Source organism: Acidovorax cavernicola (assembly GCF_003581445.1).
On record NZ_QXMN01000003.1, the window covers coordinates 66,569 to 78,944 of the forward strand.

The 12,376-nt window shown below is 68.3% G+C and carries 12 protein-coding genes and 1 pseudogene; 1 reads left to right on the top strand and 12 read right to left on the bottom strand.

All coding sequences use genetic code 11. The annotated features are described in order from the left end of the window. Positions 1-15 precede the first annotated feature (15 nt). Positions 16-423: a hypothetical protein gene (locus D3H34_RS34490; RefSeq protein ID WP_205736673.1), complete on the top strand. Its 408-nt coding sequence runs from the start codon at positions 16-18 to the stop codon at positions 421-423. Here D3H34_RS34490 and D3H34_RS04800 read toward each other — a convergent pair. The 12 genes and pseudogenes from D3H34_RS04800 to D3H34_RS04855 form a co-directional block, all read right to left on the bottom strand. Next, complete coding sequence (locus tag D3H34_RS04800) at positions 386-595, bottom strand: EthD domain-containing protein (RefSeq protein ID WP_286185438.1); 210 nt, start codon at positions 593-595, stop codon at positions 386-388. The two genes, D3H34_RS34490 and D3H34_RS04800, sit on opposite strands and share 38 nt — an antisense overlap. A 46-nt stretch (positions 596-641) precedes the next feature. Further along, positions 642-929 carry a hypothetical protein gene (locus tag D3H34_RS04805; RefSeq protein ID WP_147400382.1) on the bottom strand — a complete coding sequence of 96 codons (288 nt, stop codon included), beginning with the start codon at positions 927-929 and terminating at the stop codon, positions 642-644. 135 nt (positions 930-1,064) lie between these two features. Then, positions 1,065-1,778 carry an EthD domain-containing protein gene (locus tag D3H34_RS04810; RefSeq protein ID WP_119552305.1) on the bottom strand — a complete coding sequence of 238 codons (714 nt, stop codon included), beginning with the start codon at positions 1,776-1,778 and terminating at the stop codon, positions 1,065-1,067. After that, entirely contained in the window at positions 1,775-2,956 is a 1,182-nt protein-coding gene (locus D3H34_RS04815; RefSeq protein ID WP_119552306.1) for an NADH:flavin oxidoreductase/NADH oxidase, read from the bottom strand. The genes D3H34_RS04810 and D3H34_RS04815 overlap by 4 nt, the downstream gene beginning before the upstream one ends. A 12-nt stretch (positions 2,957-2,968) precedes the next feature. Continuing rightward, positions 2,969-3,892: a DMT family transporter gene (locus D3H34_RS04820; protein WP_286185439.1), complete on the bottom strand. Its 924-nt coding sequence runs from the start codon at positions 3,890-3,892 to the stop codon at positions 2,969-2,971. Position 3,893: 1 nt separating this feature from the next. Next, a complete protein-coding gene (locus D3H34_RS04825) occupies positions 3,894-4,862 on the bottom strand; it encodes an MBL fold metallo-hydrolase (protein ID WP_119552307.1) in 969 nt (322 codons plus the stop codon). Between the two features lie 29 nt (positions 4,863-4,891). Then, the gene (locus D3H34_RS04830) at positions 4,892-5,602 is read right to left on the bottom strand and encodes an ABC transporter ATP-binding protein (RefSeq protein ID WP_119552308.1); all 711 of its coding nucleotides are present in this window, start codon (positions 5,600-5,602) and stop codon (positions 4,892-4,894) included. A 20-nt stretch (positions 5,603-5,622) separates the two neighbouring features. Further along, positions 5,623-7,422: a branched-chain amino acid ABC transporter ATP-binding protein/permease gene (locus D3H34_RS04835; protein ID WP_119552309.1), complete on the bottom strand. Its 1,800-nt coding sequence runs from the start codon at positions 7,420-7,422 to the stop codon at positions 5,623-5,625. Then, positions 7,419-8,342, bottom strand: a complete 924-nt coding sequence (locus D3H34_RS04840) for a branched-chain amino acid ABC transporter permease (RefSeq protein WP_119552310.1) — start codon at positions 8,340-8,342, stop codon at positions 7,419-7,421. Before D3H34_RS04840 ends, D3H34_RS04835 begins: the two co-directional genes overlap by 4 nt. Before the next feature lie 77 nt (positions 8,343-8,419). Beyond that, positions 8,420-9,619: an ABC transporter substrate-binding protein gene (locus tag D3H34_RS04845; RefSeq protein WP_119552311.1), complete on the bottom strand. Its 1,200-nt coding sequence runs from the start codon at positions 9,617-9,619 to the stop codon at positions 8,420-8,422. Between the two features lie 60 nt (positions 9,620-9,679). Next, positions 9,680-10,456: an SDR family NAD(P)-dependent oxidoreductase gene (locus D3H34_RS04850; RefSeq protein ID WP_119552312.1), complete on the bottom strand. Its 777-nt coding sequence runs from the start codon at positions 10,454-10,456 to the stop codon at positions 9,680-9,682. A 45-nt stretch (positions 10,457-10,501) separates the two neighbouring features. Further along, a pseudogene (locus D3H34_RS04855) lies at positions 10,502-12,295 on the bottom strand (FAD-dependent oxidoreductase); the annotation flags it as partial. Positions 12,296-12,376: the final 81 nt, after the last annotated feature.

The window sequence follows — 12,376 nt, forward strand, 5'->3', positions numbered from 1 at the left end:
AACAGGGGGCAAGCAATGAACAAGACCGAGGCCTTGGTGGCCATGGTGGAAGTGGCCCGGATCGGGCGCGGCATGACGCCCACCGATGCCCTCGCCCATCTGGGCGAGATGATCGGGCAGGAGGCGACGGACGATCCGGCGCATGACGCGAATGTCGAGAAGCTGCTGCGTCTGGGCGCCTGCATCTGGTCGCTGCGGCGCGGGATGCTCCTGCCCGAGCCGTCCGGGCGCGGCGATGAGCCGGAGGCGCCATCGGTCCAAGCCCAGCGCCCCCGGGAGATCGCCCCCATCGGCACCGTCCCCGCGCGTGCATCGCACCCCGTCTCCCACCACCCGGTGATTCCGGCCCTGAGCACCTCGGTGCACTACGGGCTCGCGGCCGCCCTCACGCCACCCGAGACTCCTCCACCACAAAGGCCGTGATCTCCGCCAGGAAGGTCTTGGCGTGCGCCATCGTGCGCTTGCCTTCGGGCGAAGCGAACGCGGCGTTCAGCGTGTCGGTGTTCTCGAACCACAGTTCCACGATGCCGTCGATGGGCAGCTCTGCGTAGCCGCAGGGTGGACCTTTCTCGAACTCGCGCGCGACAAGGCGCACGATACGCAATGGCTTTCGACTTGAAGGCCCTGCCGTGCCGTTCGCCTCAGCGAATCAGGTCCATGGGCGCGACGTCCGGCGAGACCTTGGCTTCGGTCGCCGTCAACAGCAGACCTTTCGACTCTTTCCAGCACATGAGGTTCGTCATGTCCGAACTCGCAGAGCCGGGACGCTGGATCGAAATCGTCTTCCACCCCTTGCATGCGCCGCCGATGGTGGTGGGTCGGTCGAGAAACACGTAGTCAGTGCCTGCATCGATGTTCAGCACGCCCACCACGCCGGGCGGAAACGGCTTGCGCGTCTGTGCGGATGCCGCGAACGCAGCGGTTGCCATGACGATGCCCAGGAAAAAGATTCGCCCCATGCCTGCTCCAGTGTTGTCGAGGTCCGATGTTACTTTGGCACCTCGGGCCACTGTCTCCAGCGCGGAGGACTGACAGTCATGATGAATGCAGAGCACTCGGGTCGGTCACACCACCCGAGACTCCTCCACCACAAAGGCCGTGATCTCCGCCAGGAAGGTCTTGGCGTGCGCCATCGTGCGCTGGCCTTCGGACGAGGCGAACGCGGCGTTCAGCGTGTCGGTGTTTTCGAACCAGAGTTCCACGATGCCGTCGATCGGCAGCTCGGCGTAGCCGCAGGGCGTGCCTTTCTCGAACTCGCGCGCGACCACTACGTTCTGGCGGTAGCCGGCCACGCCGGGCATGCGGCGCACATGGTCGGCGTGCACCTTCCATTCGCGGCGGAAGTCGGCCTCCGACTGTTCGACCGGGCGGCGCAGTGTCGAGATGCGCTTGAGCAGCACCGGCCCCGCCGACGATGCAGGGGGCGGCGCGATGACCTCGGTCTGCTCGACCGTCACGATGTGCAGCCCGCCCAGAAAGTGCTGCTCGTCGGCGCGGATCTCGGCGGCCAGCTCGCCGAGGTTGAAGGCCGCATCGGCCTGCGCCGCGGCGTCGAACTGCAGTTGCGAGAAGCCGTCGAAGTCCCATGGTCCGCGCGCGAAGTCGATGCCGCGCTGCAGGCGATCAGTCACGCGGTTCTGACGGTAGCCGCGCAGCGTGGGCAGCCGTGCGACGAGCGGGCCGTGGCGTTCGCGCCAGTGGCGGCTGAAGGCCTCGTCGGTCCACTCGGGCTTCTTGCGGATCAGGCCCATGCGCAGGGTCGTGGTCGGTTCGGTCATCGGTCGGTCTCCTTTTCGAATGGCATGCCGGCCTCGGCCCGTGCGCGCGCCAAGCCGGGTGCGCGCTTGGCGAGCCACACGCCGTGGCGCACAGGCCAGCGTTGGTACTGCGGGTCGGCGCCGAGCGCGGCGGCCGCGTGGTGCGGCCAGTAGGGGTCGAGCAAGGCTTCGCGGCCAATGGCGACGAGGTCGGCCTGCCCCGCGGCAAGCACGGCCTCGGCCTGCTGCGCGTCGACGATCATCCCGACGGCCTGCGTGGCCACGTCGGCCTCGCGGCGGATGCGCTCCGAGAACGGCACCTGGAAGCCCAGGCCGCGCGGCACGGGCAACGCGCGCGTCTCTTCGGTGAGGCCGCCCGACGAGCAGTCGATCACGTCGACGCCGCAGCGCTTGAGCTCGGCTGCGAGCACCACGGAGTCGTCGAGGTTCCAGCCGTCGAGCGTGCCGTCCACGGCCGAGAGGCGGCAGAACAGCGGCTTGCCGGCAGGCCATGCGGCGCGCACGCGCTGCGCGATCTCCAGCGCGAGCGACATGCGGTTCTCGCGGCTGCCGCCAAGCGCGTCGTCGCGATGGTTGGCGTTGGGCGACAGGAAGCTCGCCACCAGGTACCCGTGGCCGAAGTGCAGTTCGACGACATCGAAGCCGGCCTTATCGGCACGCACGGTGGCGTCGACGAAACGCTGCACGACCTCGGCAATGCCTTGCGCATCGAGCGCACGCGGCGCCGACCAGCCGGGCCCGGCCGCGAGCGCGCTCGGGCCCAGGCGCTCCCACGGCTCCTCGTCGGCGGCCATGCGGGCGGGGGCTATCGCCGCCCCGCCCTCCCAGAGCGGCTCGCTGCCGGCCTTGCGGCCCGCGTGCGCGAGCTGCACGCCGATGGCGCTGCCCTGCGCGTGAACGAAGTCGACCACGGCCTTCAGCGGCGCGATCTGGCTGTCGTTCCACAGGCCGAGGTCGGCAGTGCCGATGCGCCCTCGCGGATCGACGGCGGTGCTCTCGGTGAGGATCAGGCCCGCGCCGCCGAGCGCGAACTTGCCCAGGTGCACCATGTGCCAGGGCGTGGCGTGGCCGCGCTCGGCTGCGTGCTGACACATGGGCGAGATCACCACGCGGTTGGCGAGCGTGAGCTCGCGCAGCTTCAGAGGCTGGAACAGCAGGGGAAGAGAAGAGTCAGGCATGTGTGCAGGAAGTCAGGGGGCCGATGCGGCCACCGGCCGCGTGCCGAGCCAGGTGCCGGTCATCACCGCGGCGAAGCCGAACAGGTGCCACCACGTGAGCACTTCGCCCAGCAGCAGCGCCGCGAAGCCCACGCCGAACACCGGCACCCAGTAGAGAAAGACGGCCGTGCGTGCCACGCCGATGACGGAGATCGCACGGTTCCAGATGAGGTTGCCCGCGGCGGTGGCCGCGATGCCCGAGAACAGCACCAGCGCCCACGGCCACGCGCCGGGAAAGAGCTGCGCCGTGCCCAGCCGCGAGGGCCCGAGCACGGTGTGCACCACGAGCATGAGCGTGCCGATCATGTAGATGACCCAGCTGATCGACAGCGGATCGATCTGCCGCGCCAGCCGCTGCACGCCCACGCCGCCGACCGCGAAGCTCACCACCGACAGCGCGAGCATCAGGTCGCCGATGCCGGCGCTCGACAGCCCCGCGCCCGGATGGCTCAGCACCACCGCCGCCACGCCCGCGAAGCCCAGCGCCACGCCCACCATGCGGCGCGGCGTGAAGCGCTCGCCGAAGACCAGCGCGGCCATCAGCGCCGACACCAGCGGGCTCAGCGCCATGATGAGTGCGCCGTTGGTGGCGGTGGAGCGCAGCAAGCCCTGCGCGAACAGGATCTGGTTGCCGTAGACCATGAGCAGCGCACAGCCCGCCATGGTGGCGAGCTGCCGCGCCGTGAGCCGGGGCCATCCGCCGCGTCGCCACAGCACGATGGCACTGAGCGCACAACACGCCACGCCCATGCGCAGCGCCGCCAGCGGCAGGGTCTCGAAGGACGCGGTGAGCGCCTTCACGGCGGACACGTTCACGCCCCACAGCACCATCGCCAGCAGCATCCAGGCCTGCACGGACGCGGGGGTGGCGCCGTGTGATGGCGCAGGTTGGTTCACCTTAGTTTTCGAGGGCGTTCCACATCTCGATGTCGCGCTCTGCGGTCCAGATGCGCGGATGCACGTGGCCCGTCGCTTCGTCGTAGGCACGCGTCACGTCGAAGGGCATGCAGTGGTCGAAGATCACCCAGTGGCCGTAGGTCGGGCGCAGCGCGGCCACGGTTTCCTTGTAGATCACGTTGAGCGACTTGCCTTCGGCCACGCCGTTGTTCACCAGCGTGTAGACGTCGGAGATGAAGGCGCGCGTGGAGGCAATGGCCTTGCGCACGTCGGCGGCGTTCTCCAGCGCGGCGCCACGGCCCGGCACCAGCTTCTCGAAGCCGAAGCCCGCGAGGCGGTCCAGCGTGGTGGGCCAGTCGCGGAAGTAGCAGTCGCCGGCGTAGGCGGTGCTCTGGTATTCGACGAGGTCGCCCGCGAAGCAGATCTTCTGGTCTTCGAGGTACGCGATGGTGTCGCCCTTGGTGTGGCCGCGGCCCACTTGCGCGATCTTCACTTCGAGCTTCTTGCCCAGCCACACGCTCATGGTGCCGTCGAAGGTCATGGTGGGCCAGGTCAGGCCCGGCGGCACCGACTCGACATTGCGGAACAGGCGCGGGAAGCGGCCGATCTCGCTGGCCTTGTCCTGCTCGCCGCGCTCGACGATCAGGTCGTAGGTGTCGCGGCTGGCCAGGATCTGTTCGGCGCCTTCCTTGAAGTACGCCGACGCGCCCAGCACGCGCACCGCGTGGTAGTGGCTCAGCAGCACGTACTTGATCGGCAGCGGCGTGACTTCGCGGATGCGGCGGATCACGTCCTGCGCCATCGCGGGCGTGGCCTGGGTGTCGACCACCATCACGGCCTCGTCGCCGATGAAGACGCCGGTGTTGGGGTCGCCTTCGGCGGTGTAGGCCCAGGCGTTCTCCGAGAGGCGGGTGAACGAGACCTTCTTTTCCTCGAGGTCGGCGTGGCTGGCGAATTTCTTGGTGGTCATGAGTGGTCCTTTGAAATGAGGGGTTGGGGTCAGTGCGTACCGAGGTACGCGGACTTCACCTTGGGGTTGTCGAGCAGCTCGCGCCCGGAGCCTTCGAGCGTGATGCAGCCGGTTTCGAGCACGTAGGCGCGGTCGGCCACGCCGAGCGCCTGCTTGGCCATCTGTTCCACCAGCAGGATCGTGAGACCCGAGCTGCGCAGCTGGCGGATGGCGTCGAAGATGTCCTTGATGATGAGCGGCGCCAGGCCGAGCGAGGGCTCGTCCAGCAACAGCAGGCGCGGCTCGCTCATGAGCGCACGGGCAATCGCGAGCATCTGCTGCTCGCCGCCCGACAGCGTGCCCGAGAGCTGGTGCTCGCGCTCCTTCAGGCGCGGAAAGCGCGCGAACTCGCGTTCGATGGCGCGTTCCACGAAGGCCTTGTCGCCACGGCGCGAGTAGGCGCCGAGCATCAGGTTCTCGCGCACCGTCTGGTCGGGGAACACGCCGCGGCCCTCGGGCGACAGCGCCACGCCCAGGCCCACGCGCTGGTGCGAGGGCACGTGCGTGCAGTCCTTGCCGTCGATGAGCACGCGGCCTTCGGCCACGGGCTCCAGCCCGACGATGCTCTTGAGCAGCGTGCTCTTGCCGGCGCCGTTGGCGCCGATGATGGTGACGACCTCGCCCGCGCGCACTTCCAGGCTCACGCCCTTCACGGCCTCGATGGCGCCGTACGAGACCTTCACCGATTCGATTTTCAACATGATGGTTTCGGTCCTCTGGCTCAGGCGGGCACGGCCTGCGCCGTGTGCACCGTGTGCGCTTCTTCTTCGTCGTCCACGCCCAGGTAGGCCTCGACCACGCGCGGGTTCGACTGCACCTCGGCGGGCTTGCCTTCGGCGATCTTCACGCCGTAGTCGAGCACGATCACATGGTCGGAGATCGACATCACGAGGTCCATGTGGTGTTCCACCATCAGGATCGAGACGCCGCACTTGCCGATGCGCACCAGCAGCTCGCCGAGTTCGGCGGTCTCCTGCGGATTGAGGCCGGCGGCCGGCTCGTCGAGCAGCAGCAGCTGCGGCTCGGTGGCCAGCGCACGTGCCAGTTCCACGCGGCGCTGCAGGCCGTAGGGCAGGCTGCCCGCGGGCCAGTGCGCCAGATGGCCCAGGCCCACGAGGTCGAGCAACTGCAGCGCACGGTCGCGCGTGGCGCGCTCCTGCTTGCCGGCCGTGGGCCAGGCCACGAGCGACGACAGGAAGCCGTTGCTCATGCGGCTGTGCCGTCCGAGCATCACGTTGTCGAGCACCGAGAGATCGGCGAACAGGCGCAGGTTCTGGAAGGTGCGGCCCATGCCCAGGCAGCAGATGGTGTGCGCCGGCTGGCCCACGATGTTGCGGCCCAGGAAGCGGATCACGCCCGCATCGGGTTCGACCACGCCGGTGAGCATGTTGATCATGGTGCTCTTGCCGGCGCCGTTCGGGCCGATGAGCGCATGGATGTGGCCGCGCTGCAGGCGGAACGACACGTCCTGCGCGGGCTTCACGCCGCCGTACGACTTGGTCACGCCCTGCACCACCAGCAGCTCACCTTCGCCGCCGGGGCCGATCTGGCCCGGCACGCCGTTGCCGCCCGGGCCTTCTCCGCGATGGCGCGCCTTCATGAACCACTTGTTGAACAGGCCCACCACGCCGCCCGGCATGACGTACAGCGCGAACAGCAGCAGGAAGCCGTACAGGAAGTGCTGCGCCGAGGGCCAGCGCGCCAGCAGCGCGTCGGTGGCCGTGAGCAGCACCGCGCCCACGATGGGGCCGTACATCGAGCCCGCGCCGCCGAACAGCACCAGCAGCAGGATGAAGATCGACAGGTGGAAGGTGATGAAGTCGGAGTTGATGTACTGGTTCTGCTGCGCCACGAGCGCGCCCGCGATGCCGCAGGTGACGGCCGCGACCACGAAGGCCATGACCTTGGCCCGGTACACGCGCACGCCCACCGACGACGAGGCGATCTCGTCCGCCTGCAGCGACAGCAGCGCGCGGCCGAAGCGGCCCTGCAGCAGGTTGCGCAGCAACAGGTGCAGCGCGGCGCTGAGCACGATGCCCAGGATCACCCATTGCACGCTGCTCAGCGGCTGGTCGTTCCAGGTGAGCGGGCGGATGCCGTAGATGCCCTGCGCGCCGCCGAACACGTCGGTCCATTCGCCCACGAGCTTCTCGACCACGATGCCGAAGGCCAGCGTGACCATGGCGAGGTACGGCCCCTTCACGCGCAGCGAGGGCAGCGCAATGAGCACGCCGCACACGCCGGAGATGACGGCCGCGATCACCAGCGCGAGCCAGGGGCTCAGCTCGGTGCGCGAGGTGATGAGCGCGACGGCGTAGGCGCCGGCAGCGAACAGGCCGGCCTGGCCCAGCGATTTCTGTCCCGCGTAGCCGACCAGCACGTTCATGCCGGCGGCGCACAGGTAGTAGACGCACATCATGAAGGCGATGCGCAGGTAGTAGTCGTTGCCGGACAGCGAGACAAGCCCGCACAGAACGGCCGCCACCAGCACCACGGCGGCGGGATGAGCGAGGCGCTTCATACCTTCTCCACCGTCGAGCGACCAAAGAGGCCCGTGGGCCGGAAGGCCAGCACCAGGATCACGAGCGCGAACACCGCGACCTCGCGCCACTGCGCCTGCCAGAGATTCACCATCGACTCGAGCACGCCCAGCAGGAAGCCGCCGATGACGCAGCCGCGCGGGTTGCTCAGCCCGCCGATCATGGCGCCCGAGAAGCCCTTGAGACCCACGGTCAGCCCCATGAAGAGCGAGGCCTGCGCGATGGGCGCGAGCAGGAAGCCCGACAGCCCCGCCAGCGCCGAGCTGACGACGAAGGCGCCGATCATCATCGCGTTGGTGTTGATGCCCATGAGGCTGGCGACGTTGCCGTTTTGCGCGACGGCGCGCATGGCCTTGCCGATCATGGTGCGGTTCATCACGCGGTCGAAGCCGAACATCACGACCACGGCCACGCCCAGCGTGAGCAGTTCCTGCGGGCGAACGCCCACGCCGAACATGCGGATCACGGTGTCGCCCACCGGCGCGGGCACCACCACGGGCTTGGGTCCCCAGATGGCCAGGCCCACGCTCTGCAGGATCACGCCGAAGCCCAGCGTGCTCATGACCCAGGCCATGCCCGGGCGGCCCGCAAAGGGACGCACGCCCAGCACGTAGAGCAACCAGCCCAGCAGGCCCATCACGCCGAGCGCGGCGACCAGCGCGAACAGCTGCGCGCCCGCGCCCGGCACCGCGTCGCCGAAAGTGGTGGAACTGAGCGGCTTGCCCAGCACGAGGAACAGTGCGCTCATGCCGATGAACGCGCCGGCCGAGACGAACTCGCCGTGCGAGAAGTTCAGCGTCTTGGTCGTCGTGAACGTGATGCTGAATCCGAGCGCCACCAGCGCATAGGCACCGCCGACGGCGAGCCCGCTGATGAGCGCCTGCAGGAGCGCTTCAACCATGGTGTGTATCTCCGTTGCGAAGCAGGGCCGCACCGCCGCGTGGGCGGGTCAGCCTCGCTTCCTTTTTTCTCTGACGTTTATTGCTTGAAGTCGGCCGGCTTGAGCGCGCCGATCAGCGCGTCGCTGTAGGGCAGCAGCTTGCCGTCCTTCCAGCGGATCCAGACCAGGTCCTTGGCCGTCAGGGCTTCGTGGTTGGTCTTGCTGAAAGGCTTCTCGTAGGTCTTGAGCACGCCTTGCACCGGCGTCTTCAGGTCTTCGAGCGCGGCACGCACGGCGGCGCCGTCGGTGCTGTTGGCCTGCTTCATGGCCTGGGCCAGCAGCAGCACCGAGTCATAGCCGTGCAGCGCGAACGAGAACGAGCCCGGCGCCTTCAGCTTGCTGCCGATGCGGTCGAAGAGCTTCTGCTGCGCGGGCGTGCGCGTCTCGCTCACGGTGCGCATGAAGATCGGCTTCTCGGCCAGTGCCTTGCCGGCCGCGTCGTAGAAGGTGATGTTGTCGGCCGCCCACGAAGTCAGCGTCAGCGGGAAGTAGTTGATCTTCTCCATGCTGCGCACCAGCTGCGCGATCGGCGTGCCCTGCGCCCACACCACGACGGTGTCGACATTGGCGGCCTTCATCTTGCTCAGTTGCGAGGTCATGTCGGTGTCGCCGACGCCGAAGCGCTCGGTGGCCGCGATCTTGATGTCCTGCAGCTTGGCGATCTCTTCCATGTCCTTCAGGCCGCCCTGGCCGTAGCCGGTGGTCTCGGCCATCAGGCCCACGACCTTGGAGCCGGCCGTGTTGCGCTTCACGTAGGCCATGAGCGCGGCGACCTGCTCGCGGTCGACCATCGAGACGCGGAACATGTAGTTGTCGGCGTTCGGGCTCATCGGCTTGGTGATGTCGGTGCCCGAACCCACGTTGCCCAGCACGGGGATCTTCTTCTGGTTGGCGATGTGCTTCCAGGCCATCGCGTTGCCCGAGTTGGTAGGGCCGAACACCGCCACGACCTTCTCGTTGTCGACCAGGTCGCTCATGTTCTGGATCGACTTCGGCGGCGCCGAGACGTCGTCGCGCGTGACCAGCGTGAACTTGCGTCCCAGCGCGCCGCCGGCGGCGTTCAGGTCGGCGATGGCCGCTTCCATGCCCAACACCGCGGCCTGGCCGCTCTGCGCCGAGGGCGAGGCCGAGAGGTCGCCGTTGTAGCCCAGCTTGATGTCCTGCGCGCAGGCGCCGGCCGAGAACGCCGCGAAGGCAGCGGTCGCGAGCAGGGTCTTGTACAGACGGATCGTTTTCATTCTTTGTCTCCTAAGGGTTGACGGACGGGGAACGGGAAATCGAAAAGAAAGGGACGCGGCTCAGACGGCGAGGAAGCCGCCGTCCACCGGCAGCACGATGCCGGTGACATAGCGCGACATGTCGCTTGCCAGGAAGATCACCGGGCCGACGAGGTCTTCGGTCTGGCCGACGCGGCCCATGGGAATGCGCGTCATGAACGACTCGAGGCGCTGCGGGTTCTCGCGCGTGGCGGCGGTCATGGGCGTCTCGATCACGCCGGGTGCGAGCGCGTTGACGCGCACACCGGCCGGCGCGAGTTCCTGCGCCAGCGACTGCGTGAGCATCTTGATCGCGCCTTTCGACGGCGAGTAGCCCAGGCTCGCGGCCTGCCCCGCGTAGGCGGCAATGGACGCGATGTTGATGATCGAGCCCTTCGTCTCCTTGAGCACCGGGATGAAGGCCAGCGTGGTGTTGAAGGTGCCGTGCACGTTCACGTCGATGGTCTTCTTCCAGTTGGCCGCGGCGTTCGGGCTGCTGGTGTTCTCGCGAATGATGATGCCGGCGTTGTTGACCAGCAGGTCGACCTTGCCGATCTCCTGGCCCACGCGCTCGGCCAACGCCTGGCAGGCCTCGGGCGCGGTCACGTCGAGCACGAAGGACCAGGCCTCGCCGCCCGCATCGCGCACCAGCTGCGCGGTCTCGCGCACGGTGGCGTCGTTCATGTCGGTGACGACGATGCGCGCGCCGGCCTGGGCCAGGCCGAGCGCGAGTGCGCGGCCGTTGCCCTGGCCCGCGCCGGTGATGAAGGCGAGGCGGCCTTCAAGCAGGCGGGGTGCGACGTTGGATGGAAAGGCCATCGGAGTCTCCTTCTGTCTGTCTATCTATATAGGTATGTATGAAGCTCAGGCGTGGCGGCTGAGCGGCACGGCTTCGCGTTGCTCGACCTTCAGTGGCACGGCGGCTTCCGCCTGCGCGACCTGCAGGCCCGCGACATAGCCGAAGGTCAGCGCCGGGCCGAGCGTGATGCCCGCGCCGGGGTAGTTGCCGCCCATCACGCTGGCCGCGTCGTTGCCGACGGCGAACAGGCCCTTGATCGGCTGGCGGTCGGCGTCGAGCACGCGGGTCTTCTCGTCGGTGACGAGGCCGGCGAAGGTGCCGATGTCGCCGATGACCAGCTTGATCGCGTAGTACGGGCCGTTCTCCAGCGGCGCGACGCACGGGTTCGGCGTGACGTTGGCGTCGCCCTGGTAGCGGTTGTAGGCCTTGCTGCCCTTGCCGAAGGCCGGGTCGTCGCCGGTGCGCGCGCCCTGGTTGAACTCCTTCACCGTGGCTTCGAGCACGGCGGGCGCGATGCCGATTTCCTTCGCGAGTTCGCCCACGCTGGCACCGCGCTTGAGGTAGCCGGTCTTCAGGTGGCGGCCGATGGGCAGCGGCGCGGGCGCGACGCAGCCCAGGCCGTAGTCGCGCAGCGCCTTGTGGTCGCACAGCAGCCAGGCCGTGACCTCGGGCTCGCCTTCGCAGGCCTTGACCATCGCCTGCACGAAGTCGTGGTACGAGTTGCCTTCGTTGGCGAAGCGCTTGCCCTTGGGCGTGACCGCGATCACGCCGGGCTTGGCGCGATCGATGAAGTGCGGCATGACGCCCTTGCTGCCGTCGGGGCGCGTGGTGACCGAGGCCGGCACCCAGGCCGCGGCATGCGGGATGGTGCCGTCGACACGGCCGCCCACGGCTTCGGCCAGGCGCAGGCCGTCGCCGGTGTTGGTCGAGGGGGACGGCGAGTAGTGCTCCTTGCCGGTCGGCGCATGCGGGAAGAGTTGCTTGCGGCGCTCCACGTCATACGGGAAGCCGCCGCAGGCCAGCACCACGCCGCGCCTGGCGGTGATGCGCATCGTCTTGCCTTCGTGCTGCACCACGGCGCCCGCAACGCCGTCGTACTCGACCACGAGCTTCTTCACTGGCGACGAGAGCCACACGGGAATGTCCAGGTCCATCGCGGCCTTGGCCAGGCGGCCGGCCAGCGCGTTGCCGTTGGTCAGCGTCATGCCTCGGCCGTGGCGCACCACGTCCAGGAAGTGCCGGGTCAGGCGCTTGGTCACGTACCAGAACGAGGTCGGCGACTTGAAGGCCCGCATGAAGTGTTTGATCTCGGGACCCGAGCCCAACATCATCCCGAACACGGTCAGCTCGGGCAGCGGCGGCGCCAGGTGCTTGATGCGCTTGCCGAGTTCGCGGCCGTCGAACGGGCGCGTGACCATCGAGCGGCCGCCGGGCTGGCCGCCGGGCGCTTCGGCGTGGTAGTCGGGGAACACGGCCGGCATGTCGAACTGCACGCAGGTGTTGCGCGTGAAGAAGTCGATGGCCTTGGGGCCCATGTCGAGGAAGGCACCGACGCGCGCGGCGTCGAAGTGCGTGGTCGTCTCGTGCTGCATGTAGGCGAGCGCGGCGCCCTCGGGTTCGTGGATGCCCTGCTCCGTGGCCAGGCGCGTGCCCGGAATCCACAGCCAGCCGCCCGAGCGCGCGGTGGTGCCGCCGAAGCGCGGCTCCTTCTCGACCACCAGCACCTTCAAACCCTGCGACGCCGCCGTGACGGCGGTGGCCATGCCCGATGCACCGCTGCCGACGACGAGGACATCGCATTCCCACGTGTTCTGTTCCATCTCTGCCATCTGTGCCTCTGTTCGCTCTCGTGTTGTGTGTACGACTTAAGTTGCGGCGGAGTGTAGGCAGCGATATTGATATGGTCAAGTCGTTTAGTTACTATCAGATGATCAGTCATC

What these genes read in the sequence shown, in the direction of transcription:
- D3H34_RS04840 (WP_119552310.1), bottom strand. Translation starts at nt 8,342, where the DNA reads ATGGTTGAAGCGCTCCTGCAGGCGCTCATCAGCGGGCTCGCCGTCGGC.
- D3H34_RS34490 (WP_205736673.1), top strand. Translation starts at nt 16, where the DNA reads ATGAACAAGACCGAGGCCTTGGTGGCCATGGTGGAAGTGGCCCGGATC.
- D3H34_RS04805 (WP_147400382.1), bottom strand. Translation starts at nt 929, where the DNA reads ATGGCAACCGCTGCGTTCGCGGCATCCGCACAGACGCGCAAGCCGTTT.
- D3H34_RS04835 (WP_119552309.1), bottom strand. Translation starts at nt 7,422, where the DNA reads ATGAAGCGCCTCGCTCATCCCGCCGCCGTGGTGCTGGTGGCGGCCGTT.
- D3H34_RS04810 (WP_119552305.1), bottom strand. Translation starts at nt 1,778, where the DNA reads ATGACCGAACCGACCACGACCCTGCGCATGGGCCTGATCCGCAAGAAG.
- D3H34_RS04845 (WP_119552311.1), bottom strand. Translation starts at nt 9,619, where the DNA reads ATGAAAACGATCCGTCTGTACAAGACCCTGCTCGCGACCGCTGCCTTC.
- D3H34_RS04830 (WP_119552308.1), bottom strand. Translation starts at nt 5,602, where the DNA reads ATGTTGAAAATCGAATCGGTGAAGGTCTCGTACGGCGCCATCGAGGCC.
- D3H34_RS04815 (WP_119552306.1), bottom strand. Translation starts at nt 2,956, where the DNA reads ATGCCTGACTCTTCTCTTCCCCTGCTGTTCCAGCCTCTGAAGCTGCGC.
- D3H34_RS04850 (WP_119552312.1), bottom strand. Translation starts at nt 10,456, where the DNA reads ATGGCCTTTCCATCCAACGTCGCACCCCGCCTGCTTGAAGGCCGCCTC.
- D3H34_RS04825 (WP_119552307.1), bottom strand. Translation starts at nt 4,862, where the DNA reads ATGACCACCAAGAAATTCGCCAGCCACGCCGACCTCGAGGAAAAGAAG.